26 protein-coding genes and 1 pseudogene are annotated in these 25,012 nt (G+C 45.2%); 8 read left to right on the top strand and 19 right to left on the bottom strand.

The genetic code is table 11. From position 1 onward, the window contains the following. Positions 1–75: 75 nt before the first annotated feature. On the top strand, positions 76–522 hold the full coding sequence (locus BC8716_RS13785) for a YtoQ family protein (protein WP_094426541.1): 447 nt from the start codon (positions 76–78) through the stop codon (positions 520–522). A 166-nt stretch (positions 523–688) separates the two neighbouring features. Here the strand turns inward: BC8716_RS13785 and BC8716_RS13780 are convergent, their stop codons facing one another. Then, positions 689–1,210, bottom strand: a complete 522-nt coding sequence (locus tag BC8716_RS13780) for a DUF84 family protein (protein WP_094429263.1) — start codon at positions 1,208–1,210, stop codon at positions 689–691. A gap of 4 nt (positions 1,211–1,214) precedes the next feature. Then, positions 1,215–2,288 carry a M42 family metallopeptidase gene (locus BC8716_RS13775; RefSeq protein WP_094426539.1) on the bottom strand — a complete coding sequence of 358 codons (1,074 nt, stop codon included), beginning with the start codon at positions 2,286–2,288 and terminating at the stop codon, positions 1,215–1,217. Positions 2,289–2,513: 225 nt separating this feature from the next. On the opposite strand from BC8716_RS13775, the gene BC8716_RS13770 reads away from it, so the two are divergent. Beyond that, positions 2,514–2,816 (top strand): hypothetical protein, encoded by a 303-nt coding sequence (locus BC8716_RS13770; RefSeq protein ID WP_094426537.1) that lies wholly within the window; start codon positions 2,514–2,516, stop codon positions 2,814–2,816. A 34-nt stretch (positions 2,817–2,850) separates the two neighbouring features. Here the strand turns inward: BC8716_RS13770 and trmB are convergent, their stop codons facing one another. Beyond that, entirely contained in the window at positions 2,851–3,492 is a 642-nt protein-coding gene (gene trmB, locus BC8716_RS13765) for a tRNA (guanosine(46)-N7)-methyltransferase TrmB (protein WP_094426535.1), read from the bottom strand. Between the two features lie 95 nt (positions 3,493–3,587). Between trmB and BC8716_RS13760 the strand changes: the two genes are divergently transcribed. Beyond that, on the top strand, positions 3,588–3,836 hold the full coding sequence (locus BC8716_RS13760) for a YtzH-like family protein (RefSeq protein WP_011247621.1): 249 nt from the start codon (positions 3,588–3,590) through the stop codon (positions 3,834–3,836). A 58-nt stretch (positions 3,837–3,894) separates the two neighbouring features. On the opposite strand, the gene BC8716_RS13755 is transcribed toward BC8716_RS13760, so the two are convergent. After that, positions 3,895–4,689 (bottom strand): phosphotransferase family protein, encoded by a 795-nt coding sequence (locus BC8716_RS13755; protein ID WP_094429262.1) that lies wholly within the window; start codon positions 4,687–4,689, stop codon positions 3,895–3,897. 462 nt (positions 4,690–5,151) lie between these two features. Between BC8716_RS13755 and purU the strand changes: the two genes are divergently transcribed. Continuing rightward, on the top strand, positions 5,152–6,015 hold the full coding sequence (purU, locus tag BC8716_RS13750; RefSeq protein WP_094426533.1) for a formyltetrahydrofolate deformylase: 864 nt from the start codon (positions 5,152–5,154) through the stop codon (positions 6,013–6,015). Between the two features lie 40 nt (positions 6,016–6,055). Here the strand turns inward: purU and BC8716_RS13745 are convergent, their stop codons facing one another. The 10 genes from BC8716_RS13745 to thpR form a co-directional block, all read right to left on the bottom strand. Then, positions 6,056–6,784: an SDR family NAD(P)-dependent oxidoreductase gene (locus BC8716_RS13745; protein WP_094426531.1), complete on the bottom strand. Its 729-nt coding sequence runs from the start codon at positions 6,782–6,784 to the stop codon at positions 6,056–6,058. A 56-nt stretch (positions 6,785–6,840) separates the two neighbouring features. Continuing rightward, positions 6,841–7,155, bottom strand: a complete 315-nt coding sequence (locus BC8716_RS13740) for a hypothetical protein (protein ID WP_094426529.1) — start codon at positions 7,153–7,155, stop codon at positions 6,841–6,843. A gap of 391 nt (positions 7,156–7,546) precedes the next feature. Further along, positions 7,547–8,779, bottom strand: a complete 1,233-nt coding sequence (locus BC8716_RS13735; RefSeq protein ID WP_094426527.1) for a dihydrolipoamide acetyltransferase family protein — start codon at positions 8,777–8,779, stop codon at positions 7,547–7,549. Between the two features lie 29 nt (positions 8,780–8,808). Further along, positions 8,809–9,852 (bottom strand): alpha-ketoacid dehydrogenase subunit beta, encoded by a 1,044-nt coding sequence (locus BC8716_RS13730; protein ID WP_094426525.1) that lies wholly within the window; start codon positions 9,850–9,852, stop codon positions 8,809–8,811. 17 nt (positions 9,853–9,869) lie between these two features. After that, positions 9,870–10,817 (bottom strand): thiamine pyrophosphate-dependent dehydrogenase E1 component subunit alpha, encoded by a 948-nt coding sequence (locus tag BC8716_RS13725; RefSeq protein ID WP_094426523.1) that lies wholly within the window; start codon positions 10,815–10,817, stop codon positions 9,870–9,872. Positions 10,818–10,843: 26 nt separating this feature from the next. Continuing rightward, positions 10,844–12,196, bottom strand: coding sequence for a dihydrolipoyl dehydrogenase (gene lpdA, locus BC8716_RS13720; RefSeq protein ID WP_094426521.1), 1,353 nt, complete (start codon positions 12,194–12,196; stop codon positions 10,844–10,846). Positions 12,197–12,463: 267 nt separating this feature from the next. Continuing rightward, positions 12,464–14,407 carry a sigma-54-dependent Fis family transcriptional regulator gene (locus BC8716_RS13715; RefSeq protein WP_094426518.1) on the bottom strand — a complete coding sequence of 648 codons (1,944 nt, stop codon included), beginning with the start codon at positions 14,405–14,407 and terminating at the stop codon, positions 12,464–12,466. Positions 14,408–14,625: 218 nt separating this feature from the next. Continuing rightward, complete coding sequence (locus tag BC8716_RS13710; RefSeq protein WP_094426516.1) at positions 14,626–15,330, bottom strand: LrgB family protein; 705 nt, start codon at positions 15,328–15,330, stop codon at positions 14,626–14,628. Continuing rightward, positions 15,296–15,700 (bottom strand): CidA/LrgA family holin-like protein, encoded by a 405-nt coding sequence (locus tag BC8716_RS13705; protein WP_094429261.1) that lies wholly within the window; start codon positions 15,698–15,700, stop codon positions 15,296–15,298. The genes BC8716_RS13710 and BC8716_RS13705 overlap by 35 nt, the downstream gene beginning before the upstream one ends. Beyond that, the gene (thpR, locus tag BC8716_RS13700) at positions 15,697–16,257 is read right to left on the bottom strand and encodes an RNA 2',3'-cyclic phosphodiesterase (protein WP_094426514.1); all 561 of its coding nucleotides are present in this window, start codon (positions 16,255–16,257) and stop codon (positions 15,697–15,699) included. Before thpR ends, BC8716_RS13705 begins: the two co-directional genes overlap by 4 nt. A gap of 83 nt (positions 16,258–16,340) precedes the next feature. Between thpR and cysK the strand changes: the two genes are divergently transcribed. Then, the gene (gene cysK, locus BC8716_RS13695; RefSeq protein ID WP_094426512.1) at positions 16,341–17,273 is read left to right on the top strand and encodes a cysteine synthase A; all 933 of its coding nucleotides are present in this window, start codon (positions 16,341–16,343) and stop codon (positions 17,271–17,273) included. A 186-nt stretch (positions 17,274–17,459) separates the two neighbouring features. On the opposite strand, the gene BC8716_RS13690 is transcribed toward cysK, so the two are convergent. Next, positions 17,460–18,338 carry an AraC family transcriptional regulator gene (locus BC8716_RS13690; RefSeq protein WP_094426510.1) on the bottom strand — a complete coding sequence of 293 codons (879 nt, stop codon included), beginning with the start codon at positions 18,336–18,338 and terminating at the stop codon, positions 17,460–17,462. 368 nt (positions 18,339–18,706) lie between these two features. On the opposite strand from BC8716_RS13690, the gene BC8716_RS13685 reads away from it, so the two are divergent. Beyond that, a complete protein-coding gene (locus BC8716_RS13685) occupies positions 18,707–19,525 on the top strand; it encodes a helix-turn-helix transcriptional regulator (RefSeq protein ID WP_094426508.1) in 819 nt (272 codons plus the stop codon). A gap of 93 nt (positions 19,526–19,618) precedes the next feature. After that, positions 19,619–20,574, top strand: a pseudogene (locus tag BC8716_RS13680) (aldo/keto reductase). Positions 20,575–20,786: 212 nt separating this feature from the next. Here the strand turns inward: BC8716_RS13680 and fosB are convergent. Beyond that, positions 20,787–21,227, bottom strand: a complete 441-nt coding sequence (fosB, locus tag BC8716_RS13675; RefSeq protein WP_094426506.1) for a metallothiol transferase FosB — start codon at positions 21,225–21,227, stop codon at positions 20,787–20,789. A 292-nt stretch (positions 21,228–21,519) separates the two neighbouring features. Here fosB and BC8716_RS13670 point away from each other — a divergent pair, with 292 nt between their 5' ends. Then, positions 21,520–21,738, top strand: coding sequence for a DeoR family transcriptional regulator (locus tag BC8716_RS13670; protein ID WP_011247639.1), 219 nt, complete (start codon positions 21,520–21,522; stop codon positions 21,736–21,738). 31 nt (positions 21,739–21,769) lie between these two features. Here the strand turns inward: BC8716_RS13670 and BC8716_RS13665 are convergent, their stop codons facing one another. The 3 genes from BC8716_RS13665 to ftsW are packed head-to-tail and all read right to left on the bottom strand — an operon-like array spanning position 21,770 to position 24,862. Continuing rightward, on the bottom strand, positions 21,770–22,501 hold the full coding sequence (locus BC8716_RS13665) for a pseudouridine synthase (RefSeq protein ID WP_094426504.1): 732 nt from the start codon (positions 22,499–22,501) through the stop codon (positions 21,770–21,772). Between the two features lie 44 nt (positions 22,502–22,545). Next, a complete protein-coding gene (gene rodA, locus BC8716_RS13660; protein WP_094426502.1) occupies positions 22,546–23,706 on the bottom strand; it encodes a rod shape-determining protein RodA in 1,161 nt (386 codons plus the stop codon). A gap of 13 nt (positions 23,707–23,719) precedes the next feature. Next, the gene (gene ftsW, locus BC8716_RS13655; protein WP_094426500.1) at positions 23,720–24,862 is read right to left on the bottom strand and encodes a putative lipid II flippase FtsW; all 1,143 of its coding nucleotides are present in this window, start codon (positions 24,860–24,862) and stop codon (positions 23,720–23,722) included. Positions 24,863–25,012: the final 150 nt, after the last annotated feature.

The raw sequence follows: 25,012 nt of genomic DNA, 5'->3' as shown, positions 1-25,012 counted from the left end.
AAAGGATATAAACAAGACGAAACGAAGGCTGCGAGGTTTTGTCTACAGTCTGGGAAAATAAGGAGGCATTTTTGTATGGAACTTGTTGTTTATTTGGCTGGGGAAATCCACTCTGACTGGCGCGAAGAGATAAAGCGCTTGGCAAGTGAAAAACAATTGCCTATTTTTTTTAAAGGCCCGATGGAAAATCACAGCAAAAGCGATGCGATCGGCGAAGACATTCTTGGCAAACAGCCAAACGCTGTATTACGCGACGAAGCTGCCTCAAGCATTAATAATTTTCGTACGCGGATCTGGCTTCAGCGCGCAGACGCGGTCATTGCTCTTTTCGGCGAGGATTACAGGCAATGGAATACAGCCATGGATGCCGCAACTGCTATTGAAGCCGGAAAACCGTTAATTTTGATTCGCCCAGAAAAGCTTCACCACGCTTTAAAAGAGCTGTCTAACAAAGCACAAGTGGTTGTCGAAACGCCGGCGCAAGCGATTGCCGCCCTATCTTATGTATTTGAAGAGGACTAAAATTGCCATGCTAAAAAGAAAACGCTTCTCAGACGAGAAGTGCAGGCGTGGGAAGATGCGGATAGAACGTGGGTTTATGAGTATATGCCGAGCAAACGACGACGTACGCGAGCATTTGTCTACAGTCTGACATTGCCAGCCCCCTCAATCCACGGGGGCTGGTTCTTTAATGAAGTTTGTCAGTTGCGAGCATATACTGTCCATAACAAGCACGAACCACTTCAGAAAACATCGTTTTTCGGGTAAGCAGACCGTTTGTTAAATAGCCGACGGCGCCTTGGCTAACATCAACATCAGGGACGGCTTGTTTTAGCGCCTCGCTTAGTTCAAGCCCATTGTAAAGAAGGGCGGCTATGTCATTCGGCAAAGGCAAGCGCAAGCCCGCTGCCGTATATAATTGTCCAGAACGGGTGGCAAGGGCGCCCCAGTTGCACAAGTAAAGCGTCCCTTGCCATTCCGAGACACCCCCTTCCAAACCAAAACCAAAGTCAGCATCTGTAGCGTCTAGCGCTCCACGGGCGCGGTTTACAGCGCCCTCTTTCGTCTCATCATCCGAAAATGGCTGTGCCGCAACTTGCGACAAGGCAGCAACAGAGACGACTTCAATGAATTCCTGGATCAAAACGTCTTGGACGGCATGGACTTTGGCGCGGTTTTTCGAGCCGACTGCTGCTTTTTTGTTCCTCATTGCGCTATTCAAACGCAATCAAACTTTCATAAGTCGTTTTGTCTGTAGCAAGGACAAGCTTCGTCAACAATTCTTTTGCAGCGGCATAATCGTCAACATGTAGAATCGATCCCGATGTGTGGATATAGCGTGCACACACGCCAATAACCGCTGTAGGCACACCGTTGCCAGAAGTGTGAATCCGGCCTCCATCCGTTCCCCCTGCCGCGACAAAGTACTGATAAGGAATATTATGGCTTTCTGCTGTATCAAGAACAAAATCACGCATACCTTTATGTGTAATCATCGTCCTATCAAAGATGCGAAGCAATGCGCCTTTGCCAAGATGGCCAAAAGCGTCCTTCCCTCCAGTAGCGTCATTTGCAGGGCTGGCATCAAGGACATAGCTGACATCAGGCTGAATCATATTGCTTGCCGTTTGCGCTCCCCGGGTGCCGACTTCCTCTTGCACAGTTGCGCCTGAATAAACAGTGTTCGGCAAAGCTTTCCCTTTTATAGCTTCAAGCAATTCGATCGACAAGCCGACTCCGTAACGGTTATCCCATGCTTTCGCCAAAATTTTCTTTTCGTTCGCCATTGGTGTAAACGGGCATTCTGGCACAATCGGCTGACCAGGCTTTACACCTAACGCAAAGCAATCTTCTTTATCGTCAGCGCCGACATCGATATACATTTCCGTGATCGGCATTGGCTTCGTGCGTTGTGAGTCCTTCAACAAATGTGGCGGTGTAGAGCCGACTACTCCGATAATCGGACCTTGATCTGTTACAATTTTTACGCGTTGCGCTAGCAGGACTTGCGACCACCAGCCGCCAAGTGTTTGGAATTTGATTAAGCCATTGTCGGTAATCGATGTCACCATAAAGCCGACTTCGTCCATATGTCCACACACCATCACCTTAGGCCCTGACGCATCACCTCGCAACACGCCAAAAACACTGCCTAGTTTGTCTTGGACAATTTCATCTGTATGTTTTTGCAATTCGCTTTTTAGAAAGCGGCGTACTTCATGTTCAAACCCAGACGGCCCCGGAAGCTCCGTCAATGTTTGAAAAAGCGCTTTTGTTTTCTCGTTCATAAAAACCTCCTCCATCTGCTAAAAAAGGCATAAAATACAAGACCCCGGTAGCGGGATCTCTTATGTACTGCTGCGTTTAACGGTTATGGGTAGCAACAAAAACAGCACATTCATTGTAGCTGATTTTGGTGGGTTGTGCCAGTTTCCGCCATTCCCGATAGTCAATTTCACGCTCGTTCGTTATACTGGGTATAAAAGGTCTTGTACAACGAAAGGGTGTTAAGGATGAAACGATTGTCACTAGGCTTAGGAGTCGGCGTATTAATTGGTGTATTGGCAAGCAAAGCATGGAAACAAGAACAGCTTACTCCTGAAGCCGTGCTGAAACGTGTAAAAACGACTGTCCAGCAAGAATATATGATTAGCGGTTCTTGGATCCATATGCAGCCTGAGTCGATTACTCGCTTTGGCCTGCCATATGAAGCATACCGTGGGGGCATAACCAGTTCAACAACAGACGGGCCTGTCCAGTACGAATTTTTGGCTGACGTCAAAACAGGTGTTTTGCTTGATTTACAAGAGATTTAAAAAGAAGCCCAAAAACCTAATTGGGCTTCTTTTTTTACGGTCGGAATGTTGCTTCAAGCCGGTAAATCGGCATGCCTTTTGCCGAAAACTTCTCTTCGTATTCCGTCATCACATTCTCTTCCATCCCACTTTGATGGAGGTTTAAACTAACATTTTTAAAAGCCATCCCAAAAGTCGACATACTGTGCAAAGAGTATTCAAACAACCCTTGGTTATCCGTTTTAAAGTGGATTTCTCCGTCTTGTTTTAGCAACTGCTTATAAATTGTTAAAAACCTTTCATTCGTAAGGCGCCGTTTGGCATGCTTCTTTTTAGGCCATGGATCGGTAAAATTAATGAAAAAGCGATCCACTTCGTTTTCAGCAAAAACTTCCAGCAACTCAGCAACGTCTTTATGAAGCAACTTGACGTTCGGCAATTTTTCCGCTTCCACCCGTTCCATAGCTGTCAGCAAGACGCTCTCATAGCGTTCGACGCCAATGAAATTGATGGACGGAAACTGTTTCGCCATGCCCGTCAAAAACTTTCCTTTCCCTGTTCCGACTTCCACATATAATGGTTGGGCTGTACGAAAGCAGTTGTTCCAATTTCCTTTGTGCTGCTCCGGCTGTTGAATGACCAAATTCGGCCGCTTTGCCAATTCTTCACTAGCCCATGGTTTATGACGTAAACGCAAACTTCATCCCTCTTTCTCTCTTTCATCACTGCAATTGGCTGTTAAATGGTATAAAAACCGCTATTGGGCAAAAACTAAGGGCAGGAGGTGCCCTCATGCCAATTTCCATTCAACATAAATTAGGTTTGTTGCAAGACTTGCTGCAAAACCATGTCAGCGAAAAGTTCCTGACGACAAATGAATCTGAACAGTTGAAACAAATTCTGACGGCGCTTGCCCAAGATCCTGCTCTCGATCCAGCTCTGGCAAGCACCATTGACGAAATTTCAAGCGCTTCCCATACAGAGACAATGGATAGTGAAGCCGTCCAGCAATGGCTTAACACAATGTCATCCCTTACATAATGAGGGATGGCAAACAAATAGATAGCTCATCTATGAAGATGAGCTATCAGACTTTCGATCAGTCTGAGTGATCATTTTTGGAAGCGACATACATCAGCGCTTTTTTGAGTTCCTCGACTTGGCTGAATTGGCCCCTGCTATGGTTCCATAAAATTTCTGAGATCGTATGAGCGACCACATACCAATGCATTCTCATTTTAAGGGAATGATCCAATTCAACACCATAATGAGCCAGCCAAGTAGCCCAATGCTCCTCCGGAATGTACGTGTACAGCATCAAGCCGAGATCAAGCGCGGGATCAGCGACGGATGCACCGTCCCAATCAATTAGATAAAGGTTGTCCTGTTCGTCTCGCATCCAATTGTTATGATTAATGTCGCCATGGCAAACAGCATACTCCGCATCGCCAAGTTGATCTTTTGTTCGCTCTAAGTAGTCCATACAAGCAAGGACGAGCTCGTCCTCAATTCTGTAAAGTTGGATTTGGACATACATGTTTTCAACCATATGCCGTGGATCTAACGGCTCATTGCCCATCCGCTTAAACAAATCAAGCAATTCATTCGAACGATGAATATTCGAAAGCATGGCTGCGGTACTGGCATTCATCATTTCCTTTGCCTTCAGTTCCCGCCCTTGAATCCACCGCTGTGCAGTAATCACGTCGCCGCTTTCCAACCTTTTGGTCCAGAGGAGTTTTGGCACAATCCCCTCGGCAGAAAGAACCGCAAGAAAAGGTGATGAATTTCGTTTTATGAATAATTGGTAGTCACCGTGTTTGGCTACATAGGCTTCGCCTGTTGCGCCACCAGCGGGCATGACATCCCATCCTTCTCCTAAAAACAATTCCACCCGGTTCACCCTCAATTTCCTTTTCTTTTCTTCCGCTTCCTTGCTGCATACTCGTTTTTTAGTATAACGCATGTTGTGCTGGGAAAGCATTCATTAAAAGAAGCAGAGCGCAATGGACAGGCTCTGCCGTTACAATTTTGACAAATTCACTCGTTGACAGCGGCTGGCTTAATAGACACGTTGACCAATAGATGAATCAATGGTACCAAAGATGGAGATAAATCGTCAATGACATTCTTTTAAGCAGTAAAACCAGGCCAGTTCCTTGGAAACTACGTTTTCAAGCAAATGACATGCCCCTTCTTCATCCAGCAAATGATGCAAGCGCTCCTTGAAGCGATTGACAAATTCTTTGCGATTCTGATTCAATAAATAAGTCAGCCCTTCCTTCTACTTTGCGCTTTTAAAAAAACAAAGTAGACATGAAGGGATGTGTAAGCTCAAAAATGGAGGAACAACAAAATGGCTATTGAACAACAACGAGCGCGTTTGCTCGTTTCCTGCCAAGACCGTCCAGGCGTGGTCGCTAACATATCGTCTTTTCTATACAACCATGAGGCGAATATTGTCCAATCTGACCAATATTCGACTGACCCTGAGGGCGGCATGTTTTTCATGAGAATTGAATTTGCATGGCAGGAAGAAAAAACAGCGTTTTCCGAAATCAAACAAGCTTTTTCTGATCTTGCAGATGCCGAACATTACCAATGGCGGATGGAGCAAGCATCGCGAAAAAAGCGGATGGCGATTTTCGTCTCAAAAGAAAATCATTGCTTGTCAGAGCTGTTATGGAAGTGGCGAGCTGGCGAACTTTATGCTGAAATCCCACTTGTCATTAGCAATCACCCTGACAATAAAGAAGAAGTGGAAGCTTACGGCATTCCCTTTTTCCACATACCGTCTACAAAGGCTAATCGCCGTGAAGCAGAAGACAAAGCGATTGAACTTCTCCATGAACACAATATTGAACTTATCGTTCTTGCCCGTTACATGCAAATTTTATCGCCAACATTTGTCAGCACGTTCCCTCAACAAATCATTAACATCCATCATTCGTTTTTGCCTGCTTTTATCGGCGCCAACCCTTATGCTAAAGCATTTGAACGAGGCGTAAAACTGATTGGCGCTACCGCCCATTACGTTACAGATGATTTGGATGAGGGCCCGATTATTGAACAAGATGTGTTGCGAGTGAACCACCGCCATACAACAGCTGACTTACGAATCGCCGGCCGTCAAATCGAGCGGATTGCATTGGCCCGAGCTGTAAACTGGCATTTAAATGACCAATTGATTGTTTATAACAACAAAACGATTGTCTTTTAGCGTTTATAAAAGCAGAGCGGCCATGAAGCCAGCTCTGCTTTTACTGCTCATACATCATTTTTCTCGTCATACCACCGTCGATAACAAGCGTTTCGCCATTTATAAACCGATTGCGCTCATCCGCTAAAAATAGGCATGCGTTCGCAATGTCTTCAGGCATTCCCACTCTTTTTGAAGGGTGCTGCTCATGGTCGATCTCCCTTAAGGCGTCATTCGTTGTGTGAATCCATCCAGGAGCGATGGCATTAACGACTATGTTTTTTTCAGCAAGAGATAATGCCATTGCATGGGTCAACGCCTCGACCCCTCCTTTAGAAGCTGCATAAGCTTCAGAATTCGGCTCTGACATGCGAGCACGTGTGGAGGAAATATTAATAATGTTAGCAGGCTTCCCTGTAGGTTGCATATGTAAAGCTGCTTCTTTTGAGGCAAGAAAAACGCTGCGCAAGTTCGTATTCAAGACATTGTCCCATTCTTCCACGCTCAATTCTAATAATGGCGTAAATGACGAAATTCCTGCGTTGTTGATTAATATGTCCACAGGTCCAGACTGGGAGGCAATGGTGGCAAAAGCAGCCTTTATATCGCGCTCTTCTTTGACATCCGTTAGAATGAACACAATGTTGTCCGCTTTTTCACTCCATTTTTGAAAAAGCGCCTCTTCCTTATCAAGGATAAAAACGAGCGCCCCTTTTTGTGCAAATGCGAGAGCAATCGCTTTCCCTATTCCGGTAGCTCCACCAGTAACGACAACTCGCTTTTTTTCCATTCACCTACCTCCTTTCAACTTTGACAAAAAGCACGTACATTTTTTGTACATGCCTGTTAGGATTGGTCTAATATAATCAACTCGTGGTTAATGGTCGCGAATTCTTCCTCAGACATCGGCGCTTCTAATACAATGATTTGCGCACCTTGAATCGGCTCTGGCAGCGAATCCACTCCGTGCTGGCGCACGCATAGCTTTATGCTTTCGTTTAAATTCTGTTTTGCTTCGGCAATCGTATCGCCAAAGCCAATGCACTCTTCGCGGTTTAACAATTCAATCATAAACTCATGCCCACCAAGCCAATTGAATACTTTACGGACTCTTAAATGGAATTGGCTTATATCCGGCGTTTGAAAGCTGTCCTGAACCATCCAATACCTCCTTCATTTTTGAACAGCTCTAGGCAAAAGAAAGCAACCTTTTCAGTTAACTGGAAAGATTGCCCAAACGTTCTAAAAAACAACGGCTTTTTCATTATAACGGGTTCATCATCGAACTTCAATGTCTATATTGAGCCTGTCATCATTGACGCTGTGAGAGTGCAATGCTTAATGGGTCGTGATAATTGGCGCTTAATAGGCCACCTACACGGATGAGGGGTATTTCCAAGCATGGACATTGCTCATTATGAAGCAATAAAAAAGCATCTCTATTGTCAGTTGTATAGCGAACAATAGAGATGCTGTGTGACAGCAGGTTGTTTTTTTGTCGACTTTAACAGGAGCATAGGGCGTTTTCTACCCTAGCTCCTTTTACTCATTCTTAAAGGATAAGCAAATGTGGGTTTTCGACATATTTAACAATAGCATCTAAAAATTGTGCCGCTAACACACCGTCAACAATTTGATGATCAAACGTCAAGCTGAATGGTATTTTTTGAACAGGCTCCACTTGCCCGTCTTCTGAAAGAGCGAGTTCCTGTTGCAAGGAGCCAACGCCTAAAATGCCCGTTTCTGCTGGATTTAAAATCGGCGTAAAGTATTCTATGCCGCTCGCGCCTAAATTCGTGATCGTAAAAGTCGAGCCAGACAACTCATCTGGATTGCTTTGGCCGCTTCTAGCATTTGCGGCGATTTCCTCAATCTTCGTGGCGAGTTGGCCGATCGATAAATGGTGGGCATCGCGGATGACAGGGACGACAAGTCCATCGTCCAGTGACGTTGCAATTCCTAAATGGACATTTTCAAATTCTTTAAGCTGTCCATTCTCATAGCGGCTGTTCATGGCACCAACTTGCTGGAGAGCTAGTATGGTCGCCCGGGCAATAAGAACCGTGACGCTCAATTTCAACTGTAACTGGTGAGACTCTGATTCTGTCTTCAATAAACGACGAAAGGCAAGCAGTGCATTTGCATTGGCCTTACGATGCAATGTGAGCTGGGCAGTATTGTGCAAGCTGGCGCGCATATTACGGGCTATCGTTTTGCGGATCGGAGACAGGCCTGCCCCTATGTCGTCTAAGTGCGCCATTTGCGCGTTTCCATTTGCTGCTTGTTTGACTGCTTGGGTTGGTACTTGGTTCGATGCTTCTCGCAATATATCACGCTTTGTAATGCGCCCGTTGCCACCTGTACCTTCAACTTCTTCGATGTTTACGTTATGTTCTTTTGCAAGCTTCCGTGCCAATGGCGTAATAAAAATACGTTCTTCGCCTTTCTTTTGCCCTTGTTTGGCAGGCGTTTTGCTTGCCGTGTCTGTTTCTGATGAGGATGATTGTGGCGCAGTGGAAGGAGTTGCAGCCGTTTCTGGTACTTCTTCTCCTTCTTGGCCAATATGCGCCAACACTTCACCGACTTTCATGACGGCATCTACTTCACCGTATTTAGCTAATAATATACCGTCTTCTTGTGCTTCTAGCTCTTGTGTTAATTTTTCAGAGCTAATTTCCACAATGGCCTCGCCTTTTGTAACTAGATCACCAACCTCTTTACACCAATTGACAATCGTCCCTTCTGACATGGTCATCCCTAACTTCGGCATTACGATTGTACCCATCCGTCATTCACCTCCTCCAAATTCCCTGTTTATTGTTTTAAATCGGCAATAATTTCATCTGCCACGCGTAATACTTTAGCAGCATCAGGAATATACGCCTGCTCCAAATTTGTCGCAAATGGAACAGGTGTATTCGGTGCACAGACCGTTTTAATCGGTCCATCTAAGTAATCAAATGCTTTATCTGCAACGACTGAGGCGATGTCTGTCGCCGTGTTGTTATGAGGATTGGATTCATCTATCACAATTAAACGCCCGGTCTTCTTGACCGAATCCATGACCGTCTCCTCATCCCAAGGCGCGACAGTCCGTAAGTCAATCACTTCTACGGAAATGTCGTCTTTTGCAAGGATTTGAGCCGTTTCTTCTGCTACTTGCACCATTTTCCCAATCGCTACGATCGTCATGTCCTTTCCTTCGCGAATGACGTTGGCCTTGCCTATTTCAACCGTATAGTAATCCTCTGGTACATGGCCCTTCATCCCATAAAGCAACTTATCCTCAGAAAACACAACGAGATTGTCTTCTTCAACCGCAGCTAACATTAGGCCTTTGGCATCATAAGGATTGGAAGGCACGACAACTTTTACGCCAGGTATTGCTCCAAACATACCGTATAACGTTTGCGAATGCTGGGCAGCTGCGCCTGCACCTGCACCGTGAACGGTTCGGACAGTAAGCGGCATTTTCGCTTTTCCGCCAAACATATAACGCATTTTCGCTCCTTGGTTTAAAATCGGATCTAACGCAAAGCCAATAAAATCATTGAACATAAGCTCCGCAATCGGACGAAGACCTGTCGCGGCTGCTCCTACCGCTGCACCAAAATAACCGTGTTCTGCAATCGGTGTATCAATAACCCGTTCCCTACCAAACTCTGTAACAAGGCCTTTTGATAATCCGAAAACCCCTCCAAATGCGTCATCATACCGGCCATCATCTTGTACTAAATGATCGACTTCCGCTCCGCCAGCAACGTCTGTACCAATTAATATGACGTTGTCGTCTTTCCGCATTGCTTGCGCCATCGCCTCATTAATGGCTGTCATAAATGTAACGATCCGTTCTGTCATTTTTGTTCCTCCCCTTCTTAAGCAAAAATATCTGTATATAACGACTCCACATCAGGAAGTGGACTATTTTGAGCAAATTCGCTCGCTTTTTTAATCGTTTCCGCTGCTTCTTTTTCAATCTCATCCGCTTGTTTGCTCGTCATCCAGCCTTTCTCGACAGCAACCTTTCGGAATTCAGGAATCGGATCACGATCACGGTTTTGATCCGCTTCAGATTTATATTTTTGCTCGTCTCCTTCAAAATGCCCGTAATGCCGATAGGTGTCACACTCAATTAACGTTGGGCCTTCACCTGCTTTCGCTCTCCGAATCGCCTCTTTTGTCGCGCTATAAACATCCACTACTTTCATGCCATCTACCCGGACTCCAGGCATATTGTAAGCGGCTGCCCGCTCTGCGACCGTTTCAGAAGCACTGGCATAACGGAAAGGCGTTCCCTCGCCAAATTGATTGTTCTCACAAACAAAGATGACCGGCAATTTCAAAATCGACGCTAAGTTAAGTCCTTCGTGGAATAAACCTTCGTTAGATGCTCCATCTCCAAAAAAACAAACAGCAACATGATCCTGCCGAAGTGTTTTAATCGTTAGGGCTGCACCCGCTGCAAGTCCAAAACCGCCGCCAACAATGCCATTGGCGCCAAGCATTCCTTTTTCAATATCCGCAACGTGCATAGAACCGCCCTTGCCGCCGCCAAGTCCATCTTTTTTGCCCATAATCTCAGCCATCATTCGGTTAATATCACAGCCTTTCGCAATTGCATGGCCGTGGCCGCGGTGCGTACTTGTGATATAATCCTCTTCATCCAATAGGACCGAAACACCTGTCGCCACCGCTTCTTCACCGGCGTATAAATGAACAAAGCCTGGAATGATTCCTTCCCCAAACGTCCGGTGTACTTCTTCCTCAAACAAACGGATTTCATTCATTTTCTGGTAAATCCATAGGGCTTCTTTTTTCTTCATTTTTGCTCCTCCTTCAATGAAGTTTCTTACTGGTGAATGGCTCGTTTACTAAACGCCAGTGCACTTTCGCCAATACCTTCAGCAATGGTTGGGTGTGCATGAATCAATGTTTGTAATTCTGAAATGGTCCCTTCTGATACTCGGACGGCCAGCAATTCTCCTATTAGCTCAGTTGCATGTTTCCCAACAATCACTGCACCGAGCAGTTCACCGTATTTTTTCTCCGTAATCAGCTTTACAAAGCCAGATGTGTCCCCTTCTGCGAGCGCTTTCCCATTCGCGGCATTTGCTGAAAATGTGACTTTGACGTCGTAACCTCGTTCTTTCGCTTCTTTTTCACTCAAACCAAAGGAAGCGATTTCAGGATTTGTATAAACACAGCGAGGGATGCCAAGTTCGTCAATTGGCTGTTGCTTGATCCCTGCCATATGTTCGACAGCCGCAATGCCTTCCGCACTCGCTGCATGAGCCAATTCATATTTGCCAATCACATCACCAATCGCGTAAATGCCCTTTTTACTCGTTTCATAATATTGATTTACTTCGATGAAACGATCGTTTGCGTCTTTTTGTAAATGCAGCGCATCCGCTAATTCCGTATTAGGACGCCTTCCAGCCGCCACTAACAACCGTTCAAATGGGAAAGCTGCATTTGCCGTTCGGACAAGTCCTTGTTCCACATTTTCAATGACGACATTTGTCTCGATTTCCACACCTCGCTGCTGCAACTGCTCTTTTACAATCGCCCGTGCCTCTTCATCTTCTGTTTGCAAAATATCCGGTGCCACTTCTAAAATCGCCACTTTTGTGCCGAACGGAGAGACTGCGAATGCGAGTTCAACTGCAATCACACCCCCTCCAATGATGACAAGCGATTTTGGCAGCGATGTTTGTTGAAAAAACGTATCCGTCGTCATATAATCAATCGTTTCTAGATCGGCAATCGGTGGAATAAACGGTTTTCCCCCTGTAGCCAGTAACATATTTTTACTTTGAATGTTGTGACCATCACAAACGAGCCGTTGCGATCCGTCGATCGTTGCCTCCCCTTGGAAAAACGTAATGCGATTTTTCTTTAGCAGATGGGCAATGCCTGTCGATAATGATTGAATAATGGTGTTTTGCCGCCGAAACAGTTTACGATCATCTACTTGGACAACAGATGTTTCAATTCCCCATTCTTGTGCTTGTCGAATTTCCTCAAGGCGCCCCCCATGCTGCAGCATAATCTTAGAAGGAATACATCCGCTATGCAAACAAGTTCCTCCAGGTTTGCCCCGGTCAATAAGCGCTACGGTCATGCCTAGCTGAGCGGCTCGAATGGCAGCTACATAACCTCCAGGACCAGCGCCGACAACGGTTAAATCAAATGATTTCAATCCCTTCTCCCTCCTCTTAGTTGATATTCAATTGATTGACAAGCCACACTCCTTTCCGCCCTAAAAGCAAGCGCTTACTTTTTCGTAAATCAATCATGCAATTTCCATGCCAACTATTTGGTTTATGTACAGCCTTTGTTTACGCGTCTTCGCGGTTGCTGTCGAATGTTGATATGTATCATCTGAAACAGTTTGTGTATCCATTGTCTCAGGAAACAAAAACAGCGTAGACAAAGTGTTTAGCTGTCACTTTGTCTACGCTTATATTTAATGGCGTTCAAGGCGATATTTTTTTAGTTTCCTGTAGATGGTAGCGCGAGACATATTCAAAGAAGCTGCTGCCTTTGTTACATTGCCTTCCTGCTGTTCAAGCGCACGCAACAGCTTTTGTTTCTCATGTTCATCACCTTGTGTTTGTGAATAGATGCTGTCCGGTAAATGATGGGGATGGATGACATCGCTGTCCATCATAAACATCGCTTGCTGTAGGACATTTTTCAATTCTCTTATGTTTCCCGGCCAATGATAATTTTCGAGGATGCTTAACGTTTCCCTAGTTAAGCTAATCGACTGTTTTCCAAATTCCTGGCAAAGAACAGGCAAGAAAGATTGAATTAACACAGGTATGTCTTCAATCCGCTCCCTTAATGGCGGAAGCTCCATTTGCAGGACACATAAACGATAATATAAATCTTCACGAAATGTACCTTTTTGCACCGCTTCCTTTAAATCTTTATTTGTAGCAGATATGACTCGTACATCAACAGGTATCGGCACGCTGCCACCAATCCGCGTCACGACCCGTTCCTCTAAAATACGCAGCAAATGGACTTGTAAATCTAATGGCATATCGCCAATTTCATCTAAAAAGATGGTGCCGCCATTTGCTTGTTCAAACTTTCCTGCACTTCCCTTTGCTTTACTGCCAGTAAAAGCACCTGCTTCATAGCCAGAAAGCTCACTTTCAAGCAAGCTCGGTGGAACCGCCCCACAATTAATCGCAACAAATGGTTTGCCGCCACGATCACTCGCTTGGTGGATCGCTTGCGCCAACACTTCCTTCCCTGTCCCCGTTTCGCCCGATATAAATATAGTAGCTCGCAAGCACGCCGCTTTTTCCGCTTGCTTTAATAGCGCCTGAAAGGTTGGGGACACGCCGACCATATTGGAAAAACGGTAACGCGTTGGCGCTTTTATAGGAGACGGCTTCTTTTTGTTGACCACTCTATGATCTTGCTGAAGAAAAATAACAACTCCATAAAGATGGTCTTGAAAACGAACTGGGTAAATGGAAACTTGATAGCGTTTATTTGTTGATCCGTCTTGAATTTGTTCATTTACGATTTGCTGGCCATTTGTCCGAACGTTATCCACTAATGCTTTTAATTCAGGAAAGCTGGCTATGGACGTCTCGTTTTGAAACCGTTCACTTCGATTCGCTATCTCATTTCGGGTAAGAATTTGATCGCTTAAATCTACAGACAACACGATGTGATCCATCTTTTCCAGTGCTGTGTGTAAAAATAGCTGATGCTGTAAAGCATATTCGAAAAAATGGCGCTCGAGCGATAGAGCCATATTTTTCGCTTCAGCCAGTGCATAACCAATTGAATGGCGATGAACATCACTTGCATTGCCTGCGAGATTCACAATGCCTAGTAATTCTTTCGTAAAAGGAGTTAAGATAGGAAAAGCAACACAGTACCAATCGTGTACATTTTCACAAAAATGCTCAGAAAACAAGACTTGAGACGATTGCTTCGTTCTCAGAACCATCCCCACTGCATTTGTGCCTGCAGACTTCTCGGTCCAAGTGCCCCCTGCAAAAATATAGCGCTTCTCTGCTCTTTTTAAAACGTTTTTTTCCCCTACAGATTTCAGAATCGTTCCATCTTTATCAGCAATAGATAGGACCGTCTTCGAATCATCAAATAAATCAAGGAGCTGCTGAATGCGCGGGGATGCGTAAGACAACAACTGCTTATTATGTTTCAATCGGATGGCAAGCGTCTGATCGTTTATGACTTCGTTTATTCGGCTTTGAAACGGATTAACCCCTAAATCTTTAGATGTTTCCCATGAATGAGCAATCTCACTTCTCAAATCAGTTTGCAAGATCTCCTCATTCCTTAAATAGCGACTCCAAGCAGTTTTAACAGAACCGTTGTACCATTCGGAATTCAAAATTGCTCTGCTCATTTGTTGATTCACTGTTGTAGCCTCCTTTAATGGAAAAAATCATTTCCAGAACGTCAACTGGAGATACGATTATCTAAAACGATCATACTAAATGATCATACAAAGAAGGAAGCGTTTTCTTCGATTTTCATCTATTTATCATCATTCGATCGTTATGGTTATTTTTACTATCATCCCCTATAAATACAAGAGAATCAAAAAACAAATGTCTACTTGTAAACAAAGGCCGGTTACCACCCCATCGTCAATAAAATCGTCTCCCCAACCGGCACCGCAATCGAAACGATAATCGCACAAACGATCATTGCAATGGAAGAAATGGCCCCTTCTGCTTCAGAATGCTCAAGCGCTTTTGCGGTTCCTATTGCATGGGCACTAGCGCCAAAAGCTACGCCTCTGCCAATAAAGTGTGAAATATGAGTCCATTTAAATAAAGTTCCTGACACAATCGCGCCTGTCAGCCCGGCGATTGTCACTAAAATCGCTGCTAGTGTTGTATTTCCATTTAAAAGCGCCATTATATCCATCGCCACTGGGGCAGTGACGGACTTCGTCAACAAAGGCTGAAGAAACGCCATTTTTAATCCAACTAGTGCGCCAAGCATAAAGCCACTCACGACGCCAAACAGCGCCCCAGTTGTAATGCTAATGATAAGAGGGCGAAAATATTTCTTTATTAGCGGTAACTGCCTGTACAAAGGAATGGCTAATGCAACTACAGCCGGTCCAAGGAAAGACGATATCCAGCTCACCGCCTCCTGATAATGTTGATACGTAATGCCGCTAAGCAATAAAAATAAAACGGATATAGCTGTCGTCACAAGCAAAGGCAAAAACAACAGCGTTTTTTTTCGTTTATAGAGGGCAACTGCCGCCAAAAAGACGATAAGCGTAGCTCCGCTAGCGGCCAAGGTGGTGGTCAGATTGTTCAGCATGGGCCGATCCCCCCTTCTCCTCTTTCGTTGCTAATAATTGTCCAACATAACCCGTTACAACCATGACTGCACAAGTACTTACGATTGTCACACCGACCAACAACAAGCCTTGCGTTGAAAACAAAGCAGGCTCAGCGATAATCCCCACTGTTGTCGGCACAAAAAAAAGCAGTAAAAATGCAAGCAAAGCCAACGCACCGTCTTCTAGCCACTTGCTTTTCACCACGCCAGTGACAAGGAGCACGAACAAGAGCATCATGCCAACTAGGCTTCCTGATAGTGGTAGATGAAGAGCAGCGGCAAGCCACCCGCCAATGCGATCAAAGATGAATAGCCCAATAATTTGCAAAACAAAACGCAGCCACTTCACTGCTCTTCCCTACCTAAAAACGGAAACGAACAGACTTCTTCATATTTCGGAGTTTGTCCAGTAACGGTTTTATACAAACACAAGCGCCCCACTTTTTCTGAGTAACGAAAACGAGATGGCGGCTGTACGTAGGGCTTTATATCAACCCATTTGCGGGCGATCGTGACATGTGGAGAAAACGGACGGCTGTCGACTGGATAACCAAGTTGCGCCAATAACGCCACAACTTGGGCGTGTTGTTCCATTAGCGTATCTTCTATTGGGTTAGGCTTCATGTAAAAAATTCTCGGACTGTTTTCCTTGCCGAATGTTCCGTATTCGCCAAACTGCAACACAAACGGCGTGAACGTTGCAGTTAATCGGGCAAGCTCTTTTTCCGTTTCTGCCCACTTTTTTGCTTGTAAGGAACCAAAAAAATGATAGGTTAAATGATAATCAGCCGGATGGACCCACTTTTTAAATCGCTCTTCTTGGACAAAGCGGCGAGTATGTGAACAAATGGCCGATTGAATATCGGCAGAAAGGGGCAAAGCTAAAAAATAGTGTAGTTCGTTCATGTTGTCCTCCTAAGCGTTCAATAAGCTGGCTTGCCTTATTTATGTTAAACTAAATAAATGGAACTTTAAAGAGGTGATTACTGATGCGAGTAGTAGACAATATCGCTGACTTAATTGGACAGACGCCCATGGTCCGTTTAAACAAACTGGCTGATGGTAAAGGCGCATCTGTCTATTTAAAATTAGAAATGAATAACCCGAGCGGCAGCGTGAAAGACCGTGCTGCCTTTTCCATGATTATTCAAGCAGAAAAGGATGGCCATTTGCAACCTGGTTCCACCATTATTGAGCCAACGAGTGGAAATACTGGGATTGGCTTGGCTATGAACGCTGCGGCTCGCGGCTATCGCGCTATTCTCGTCATGCCTGACACAATGAGCCAAGAACGGATCAATTTACTAAAGGCATATGGTGCTGAAGTCGTGCTAACGGAAGGCGATAAAAAAATGCCTGGAGCAATCGAAAAAGCCAAGGAGCTTGCCGATAGCATTCCTGGGTCTTTCATGCCAATGCAATTTGAAAATGAAGCAAACCCTGATGCCCACCGCCATACCACTGCGTTAGAAATTAAACAAGACTTAGATGCAATTGGCGCCAAACTTTCAGGGTTTGTCGCAGCCTCTGGTACGGGCGGTACAATTACCGGCACAGGAGAGGTGCTTAAATCCTATTACCCTGATGCCCTTATTCATGTTGTGGAGCCGGCTGGATCACCTGTATTGTCTGGTGGCAAGCCTGGCCCACATAAGCTTGTCGGTACGAGCCCTGGATTTGTCCCGCCCATCCTAAATACAGCTATTTATGATCAAATTAGGCGGATCGTAGATGAAGATGCTTACAAGACAGCAAAAGACTTGGCACGGCTTGAAGGCATTCTTGTCGGCCCTTCTTCTGGAGCTGCTTGCTTTGCGGCACTGGAAATGGCCAAGACGCTTGACAAAGACGATCATGTCGTTGCTATCGCATGTGATACAGGCGAGCGCTATTTATCGACCGACCTGTACCAATCCGAATAGAGGATCATTATCACCTAAAGTGTTCACCAATTTCTTGAGTTTAATTAGTAGATACAGCTGACTTTCGGTACACTTCACTCATGTTGTTGCGCCTGCTTAGGATAACCAAAAAGACTGCCCATAAGGTTATGTAACGGACCTTATGGACAGCCCCTCTTCCTGAATCGCGTTTTTTCACAGAATAGGTCAGACTTGTTTTTTAATGACAGGTATCCAAATTTCACTTCGAAACGTTGGCGAGGTTAATTCTTTGCTTTCATTCCATAGCATCTCTGGCCCTCTTGCCAACTCGTAGCTGGCAGAGGGAAACCATTCCGAATAAATACGCCCCCAGACGTTCTGCAACGTATCTGGAAAAGGGCCGACCGCTTCGAATACAGCCCAAGTCCTTTTGGAAACCTCCAACTTCGTCAAGTGTTCAGGACACTCCTTGCTGGTTGCCACGCCGATATAGTGATCAAGCAATCCCTTTTCCTCCATCCGCTCCTCCGAAAAATTCACCGAGGCTTGAACCAGTCCATGCGGTTCCAGATTCGAAAGGGCTTTGAGCTGCGCGATATCTTCTGATGTTAAACGACTCCACATCGACTCGATTTCCGAATTGACGCCGTGAAATTGGATAGGTACCCTTTTCGTAATACCGACGATTCGGAATGCTTCCTTCTCTACGATACGATAATGCATGACGCTTCCTCCCTGAACGGTTAATTGGAAAGTCATACGTGGATAAGCTTTTAATGAATGACCATTGGATTTTGCCAGTGACGGCGTCATCCCATGCAATGCTTGAAAGGCTCTGGAAAAGGCGTCCGCTGAGCTGTAGCCATACTTGATCGCCACATCCATCACTCTTGAATCGCTAGTCTGAAGCTCGAATGCAGCTAGTGTTAGACGTCTACGGCGAATGTATTCAGATAACGGAATCCCAGCAAGAAATGAAAACATTCTCGAAAAATGGTAGTCTGAACAACAAGCTTGCCTAGCGGCCTCCTTCAAGTCAAGATCGTCAGCAAGATGATCTTCAATGTATTGCATAGCCCTGTTCAAATTCGCTAGCCAATCCACATGAACAACCTCCCTTCAGGTGTAGAATAGCAAGTTTCTAAAGCAAACTCCCGACTTCGATTGCACCGTTTTGTAGGGTTGTCCGAAAAACTTGCTGTTTATTTATAATCGCCAATAGCTCCGTTAACGAACATACAAAACTTATACCACATATATATCTTTCATAGTAACTCTAACAAAAAGTACGTAGGGCCATTAAACTATCTCAAGACATTCCTTGCCCTAAGCCTATTCATCCTATGCCTAAAGGTCAGGGCTTTGTTTTCTCGGCTTAGAAATGTAAAATGGGTAACGTAGTTTAAAAACGACTCTTTTGTTATCAAATAAATAGCTCAATTCCATACCAAACATTCAGGAGGTGATCGACTATGACTGTTATGAACCACAAAGCAAAAGCGATGGGTTTGTTTCTCAAATCACGCAGAGAACGACTTTCCCCTGAAGGGGCGGGCCTAAAGTACGCAAGCGGGCAACGGAAAACGCCTGGACTACGGCGAGAGGAAGTATCCGTACTAGCAGGCGTAAGCGTCACCTACTATACGTGGCTGGAACAAGGACGGGATTTGAACCCTTCCAGAGAGGTGATCAACAGCATCGCTCAAGCTCTTCAATTATCTCCAGCTGAGAAGAGTCATTTATTCCAGCTCTGGAACACTCATGCATCTGAGACGCTTCTAGCGGCCCCGGCTCTCGTGGATCCCCAAATTCAGAAGATTATCGATCAACTGGCGTACCCTTCTCATATCACCAATGAGAGAACCGAGGTGCTTGCTTGGAACAAGGCAGCTCAGGAAATGTTTTTCGACTTCACCTCCATTCCTGTGCAAGAACGTTATTTCATTCGTTTGTTATTCGAAGATACGGAAATGCGACGTCGTATTGTAAATATAGAAGAATTCTCGAATTACTCGGTAGGTGTGTTCCGAACGTATTACGATAAACACCGAGGTGACCCTTGGTTTGAGACGACAGTAGAACATCTACTTCAGAACTACGCCGAATTCGAACGAATCTGGAAACAGTACGATGTTCAACTCAAAAAAGTAAAACGAGTATTTTTACAGCCCCCCGGTGCCCATCAACCTGTTTCTTATGATATTCAATCATTGGTCAATTTAGCAGATAACCCGGATGTCCACATTTGCATTTACACGCCAGTTACAGCTGATCCAACTTCAGACTATTAGTATTTTTACTAGTAAAAGCGTTGTGTGGTTGCCTTGGGTAGGATCGATTAGAATAGGCTCATGTTCGAATCTAATCCGAAATGAGGGAGCCCTATGCTACAACAAAGAAAACGGGGAAATGAAGGACTTGAAGTGTCGGCCATCGGCCTGGGAACGATGATGATGCCTGACAACAATGAATCGGTGCGAACGATTCAGGGAGCACTCGATATCGGCGTGACGATGTTTGATACGGCTGACCTATATGGGACGGAATTCCTGCTTGGACGGTTCGGTGAAAACGAGAAGCTTGTCGGCCGTGCCCTTAAAGGTCGGCGCGATCAGGCCGTTATTGCAACCAAGTTCGGAATTACACACGGGCAAGGACCAAAAGGAGATCCTGCTTACATTAAGAAATCCGTTGATGCCAGCCTCTACAGCCTGGGGCTAGATTACATTGATCTCTATTACCAGCATCGACCCGACCCCCATATTCCCATCGAAGAAACGATCGGGACGATGGCTGACCTCATAAAGCAAGGGAAAATCAGGTTTATTGGATTGTCGGAGGCACCAGCTGATCTGATTAGACGGGCTCATGCGGTGCATCCCATTTCCGCCGTCGAAACCGAATATTCCCTATGGAGCAGGGAAGTGGAAGATGAGGTTCTCCCGGTCCTTAAGGAGCTGGGCATCGGTCTAGTCCCTTACAGCCCCCTTGGCCGCGGCTTCCTAACCGGCCAGATCAAGAAATTCGAAGATTTGCCGGAAGACGACTATCGTCGCATTTTCCGCGGTTTCAGGGCGAGAACTTCACCAAGAACGTTGAGGTCGTCTCGCTCATTGAGAGCATGGCCTCCCAAAAAGGCTGTACCCCTGCCCAATTGAGTTTAGCCTGGCTCCTAGCACGGGGCGAGCAAATCGTACCGATACCGGGAACAAAACGATTGGAGCGTGTGCAAGAGAACTTTGGCGCGCTGCAAGTAAAGCTGACAATCGACGATCTGGTAGAGATTGAACGCATATCTCCTAAGGGTGTGGCCGCAGGCAGCCGCTTCGGCGCCTTCTGATAAACCTCTCTTAATCGTAGATAGCGCCTTTAGCCGTACGAGTGATCCTCTGTACGGCTTAACTATGCAAAGAAGCACTCATTTGCTGCTATTGATGCGCCCTTGCCGTTCTTCCCGCAAAATAGAGTAGACGGCAATATCGATGAAGCGCCTTTCTCGAATTCATACTGCCGAAGCTTGCCTTCGTACTGGATTATAAAAGGGAGAGCTCCCTACTTCTTATTTTGATTGTCTTTGTTTACGAGCATGTCAGGCGCAGTTTTTGCGTAGTGTGCCAACCGTTCGGCAAGTGTGCCAGTATGGACTTCCAACAAATGGCCATCAGGGTCACGGAAATAAATGGATTTTCCCTCAGTCTCCACTTGCCGTTTCCTTCCAGGGAGAATATCGGCTCCGGCTTCCAGTAAACGAGTATAAAAAGCGTCTAGCTGCGACTCCTCAATCGAGAAAGCAATATGAGTATACGACTGCCTGATTTCATTTCTATCAATGTCTGGTTGCAAATTAAGCGCAAGCCAAATGCCGCCAATGGTAAAATAGGCTGTTTTTTCTCCTAAGACAAGAGGTGCTTCCATAAAGACATGTTTATAAAAAGAAACCGCTTTATCCATATTGCTTACTGAAAACGTCATGTGGTTAATTCCGTTTACCATAAAATTTCCCCTTTTCACTTTGTAAACGTTCGGGTTTTACACTTTTTTCATTGTCTTTACAGTGTAAATGTCCAAGAATTTACATGATTTCTTCTTTGCGCTTTTGCTTGTTTTCGTGTACACTAGAAGTATCCCAAATTGCACCTACATTTGCAAACGGGAAGATGCACGAAAACATAGGACCATCGCCTCACCTGACGCCCCTATGCGACGAATCTCGGTTCTGCCAGATGCGCTCATGCATAGGATAGCTATAAGGTATAGGAGACGAAGACGAAGAAGGAGTGGTTTTTTGCAAACTTCAACTGATCGTATGCTGACTCGAATTAAGTCCATCTACTTGTACATCAAACAGAAGGGAACTGTCACGACGAATGAATTAGTTGAAGAGTTCGGCATCACACAGCGCACTGTGCAGCGAGATTTAAATGTATTGGAGTACAATAATTTAGTCACAAGTTCTGCCAGGGGTAAATGGAAAGCAACTAGTAAAAAAACAAAAGTGTCATAATATGAGGGAAAAAGCCTTTGAAACCATGGTTTCAAAGGCTTTTCTTTTTAATATACGGGGTTTTCGCCAGCTGTATTTCTGCTGGCGTTAGCTCACGATAACCGCCTTTTGGCAAGCTTGAGTCAAGCATCAAACTGCCAATCCGTACTCGTTCCAGTTTGATGACTTTTTTGCCAACTGCTGCAAACATGCGTTTCACTTGGTGGAATTTTCCTTCTGTCAGTTCTAGCGATATCGCAGACAAAGGACCAGATTCTTCAATTTCTAGTTGCGCTGGCTTTGTACAGTAGCCGTCATCAAGAACAACACCGTTTTTGAATGCTTCAACGTCGGCTTGTGTCACTTTTCCTTCAACTAGAGCGCGGTACTCTTTAGCAACATGTTTTTTCGGCGCCATCAGCTCATGGGAAAAGCCCCCGTCTGTCGTTAACAACAACAATCCGGTTGTGTCTTTATCTAACCTTCCGACTGGAAAAGGCTTCATATGTCCCCATTCATTTTTCACTAATTCAAGAACCGTTTTCTGCCTCGCGTCTTCTGTCGCCGTCACAACGCCCGCTGGTTTGTTGAGCATTAAATAAAGTTCGGCTTTGTAACGGACAGGGGTGCCGGCATAGCAAACAGATTGTCGCTCTGGTTGCACGTGGAGCTTCCCGTCTTTCACAACGGCACCGTCGACTTCGACCACTCCTTGTTTGAGTGCTTTTTTCACTTCGTTCCTCGTGCCATATCCGGCATTGGCTAGCATTTTATCAAGCCTCATCGAAAAAGCCCCCTCACTTTAAGAAAAGCTGAAACAACGTGGTTTCAGCTAAATGTGTCTTCACTTGTAAACATGTAATTTTTCGTACGATAATGGACATTTAGAACGATACCAACCGCCATCATATTCGTTAGCAATGCGCTTCCGCCATAGCTAATGAATGGCAAAGCAAGTCCCGTAATTGGCATAAGGCCAATCGTCATGGCAATGTTTTGAAACACTTGAAAAACGAGCAAGCCAACAACGCCCGCTACTAAGTAAGAACCATAGAGGTTGTTGCACGTCAACGAAATCATAATCATGCGGTAAAACAACAAAAAGTAAATAACGAGCAAAACCATTGCCCCTAAAAAGCCGAATTCCTCGCCGATTACCGTAAACACAAAGTCCGTATGAATCTCAGGGATCACATCGCTTTGCGTCTGCATGCCTTCCATAAAACCAGCGCCAAACAATTGGCCTGAACCAATCCCTAAAATCGCCTGGTTTAATTGATAGCCAATCCCACTCGTGTCGCTGTCTGGATCAAGCCAGCCATAAATCCGGTCAAGCTGGTGAGGCTCAATCAAATATTCGCTAAAAAACTCAAAATGAGCTTCGTGCATGTACACGAGAAAGGCAACACCTACAATCGCCATCCCAACAAGTGACAGCAAAATCCGCCAACGTATGCCTGACATCAACAACATCGTCGCAATTACGGACCCAATTACGAGCGCTGTTCCGAGGTCAGGTTGCTTTAGAATAAGAAAAAACGGCGGTAGGCTGACGAGCAATATTTTTCCAAGCACGACCATGTCTTCTTTGAAAGTCCGCTTTTGCTTATCCTTTGTCAGCTTGTATAATAAATGGGCAAGTGCCAATATAAGGAAAATCTTCATAAACTCGGATGGCTGAATACCAAAAATCCAGCGTTGGGCGCCGTTCCGTTCGACTCCAAAAAACTCGACGGCCAAAAGCAAAACCATCCCTATTGCATAAACAGGAATGGAGAAGTTTCGAAACAAGTCAAAGTCAACCAACATTACGGCGACAATAACGACCGCACCAATACCGTACCATATTAATTGTCTAACGACGAAATAAGTGGGGTCATCGGAAAAATACTGCCCCGCTCCGCTGTAAATTGCTACTAAGCTGACGCACATAAGCAAAAACAGCAGAAACAACAGCGTATAATCAATCCCCGTATGTTTTCGTTCCATTGATAGCCTCCATCTATGCTGATAGCGATTCGCCTGAAGCTTGTTTGCGTGCTTGTCTCATGTTGGTTTGATGAATGTTCGCCAAAATCGCGATTGCCACAAGAGTAATGAGCAGCGATGTCCCCCCATATGATACAAGAGGCAATGTAATGCCTGTAATCGGAAGCATGCCGGAAACAGCTCCGACATTAAAAATGATTTGAATCGCAAGCTGAAACACAATCCCAAAGGCGAGCAAACTGCCAAACGGATTTTTGCATTTGGCGCCAATCGATATCCCACGAAACAAGATGATCGCATAGCAACCAAATATAAACACAAGGCCAAGAAGCCCCAACTCTTCAGAAATGACCGCTAAAATAAAATCGGTATGTCCTTCAGGAAGCATCCGCATCTTTTGTAGGCTTTGCCCTAGGCCAAGGCCTGTAACGCCTCCATTTGAAATAGCCAAATAGCCGTTAATAAGCTGAAAACCGCTATCGTCCGGGCTTGCAAACGGATTGACAAATGACGTAAGGCGCTCAAGCCGATACGGTTCAAAAACCGCAAGTGCAGCAAATACCGTAGCGCCCACTAACCCAAGGCCTATTAAATGCTTCCACCTTGCCCCTGATACGAACACCATAAGAATAGCTGTCATCAATATTGACGTGCCTGTCCCAAGGTCAGGTTGGCGCATAATGAGGGCAAACGCAACGCCGACAATAATAAGCGGCGGCAAAATGCCTCTGACAAAGTCATTGATATAGGCTTGTTTTTGCGAATACACTTGGGCAAGATAAATCGCCATTCCGATTTTCACAAACTCCGAAGGCTGCAAATTCATCGGTCCGATACGAATCCACCGTGTCGCACCGACTTCGCTGCCTCCGCCGATTACTAATACAAGCACAAGCAAACAGAGCGCTATGACCACAATGGCAGGCGTTAATTTTTTATAATGTCGGTATTGAAAATGCATCACAACCAAAAACACTGCAATGGCAAGGACAAGCCAAACCGCTTGCCTCGTTACATAGTAATATGGATTCGGCGTTTCCAAAAAATAACCTTCCACATAACTAGCGCTGTATACCATTAATAAGCCAAACAATGTCAGTGCAACCGTTGCTCCAATCAATACCCAATCATTGTCTTTGCGAAAGGAATAGTTCACTTTAGTCCTCCTATGGGCCTTTTAAACGTGGCAGCGGCCCGCGCAAAAGCTTACGCTGAAGGCAAGAGTCAAACCGCCCATTAAATCGGAATAAACTTGCTTCATTATATCAAAGCTTGTCCCCATGAAAAAGAGGGTTTTCTTATAAAC

It is taken from the genome of Shouchella clausii (assembly GCF_002250115.1).
Taxonomy (GTDB): domain Bacteria; phylum Bacillota; class Bacilli; order Bacillales; family Bacillaceae_D; genus Shouchella; species Shouchella clausii.
This window is presented reverse-complemented; position numbering and strand designations above follow the sequence as displayed.

Excerpts from the sequence above, each read along its gene's own strand:
- BC8716_RS13785 (WP_094426541.1), top strand. The coding sequence starts at position 76 with ATGGAACTTGTTGTTTATTTGGCTGGGGAAATCCACTCTGACTGGCGC.
- BC8716_RS13780 (WP_094429263.1), bottom strand. The coding sequence starts at position 1,210 with ATGAGGAACAAAAAAGCAGCAGTCGGCTCGAAAAACCGCGCCAAAGTC.
- BC8716_RS13775 (WP_094426539.1), bottom strand. The coding sequence starts at position 2,288 with ATGAACGAGAAAACAAAAGCGCTTTTTCAAACATTGACGGAGCTTCCG.
- BC8716_RS13770 (WP_094426537.1), top strand. The coding sequence starts at position 2,514 with ATGAAACGATTGTCACTAGGCTTAGGAGTCGGCGTATTAATTGGTGTA.
- BC8716_RS13760 (WP_011247621.1), top strand. The coding sequence starts at position 3,588 with ATGCCAATTTCCATTCAACATAAATTAGGTTTGTTGCAAGACTTGCTG.
- purU (WP_094426533.1), top strand. The coding sequence starts at position 5,152 with ATGGCTATTGAACAACAACGAGCGCGTTTGCTCGTTTCCTGCCAAGAC.
- BC8716_RS13745 (WP_094426531.1), bottom strand. The coding sequence starts at position 6,784 with ATGGAAAAAAAGCGAGTTGTCGTTACTGGTGGAGCTACCGGAATAGGG.
- BC8716_RS13740 (WP_094426529.1), bottom strand. The coding sequence starts at position 7,155 with ATGGTTCAGGACAGCTTTCAAACGCCGGATATAAGCCAATTCCATTTA.
- BC8716_RS13735 (WP_094426527.1), bottom strand. The coding sequence starts at position 8,779 with ATGGGTACAATCGTAATGCCGAAGTTAGGGATGACCATGTCAGAAGGG.
- BC8716_RS13730 (WP_094426525.1), bottom strand. The coding sequence starts at position 9,852 with ATGACAGAACGGATCGTTACATTTATGACAGCCATTAATGAGGCGATG.
- BC8716_RS13725 (WP_094426523.1), bottom strand. The coding sequence starts at position 10,817 with ATGAAGAAAAAAGAAGCCCTATGGATTTACCAGAAAATGAATGAAATC.
- BC8716_RS13710 (WP_094426516.1), bottom strand. The coding sequence starts at position 15,330 with ATGCTGAACAATCTGACCACCACCTTGGCCGCTAGCGGAGCTACGCTT.
- thpR (WP_094426514.1), bottom strand. The coding sequence starts at position 16,257 with ATGAACGAACTACACTATTTTTTAGCTTTGCCCCTTTCTGCCGATATT.
- cysK (WP_094426512.1), top strand. The coding sequence starts at position 16,341 with ATGCGAGTAGTAGACAATATCGCTGACTTAATTGGACAGACGCCCATG.
- BC8716_RS13685 (WP_094426508.1), top strand. The coding sequence starts at position 18,707 with ATGACTGTTATGAACCACAAAGCAAAAGCGATGGGTTTGTTTCTCAAA.
- fosB (WP_094426506.1), bottom strand. The coding sequence starts at position 21,227 with ATGGTAAACGGAATTAACCACATGACGTTTTCAGTAAGCAATATGGAT.
- BC8716_RS13665 (WP_094426504.1), bottom strand. The coding sequence starts at position 22,501 with ATGAGGCTTGATAAAATGCTAGCCAATGCCGGATATGGCACGAGGAAC.
- rodA (WP_094426502.1), bottom strand. The coding sequence starts at position 23,706 with ATGGAACGAAAACATACGGGGATTGATTATACGCTGTTGTTTCTGCTG.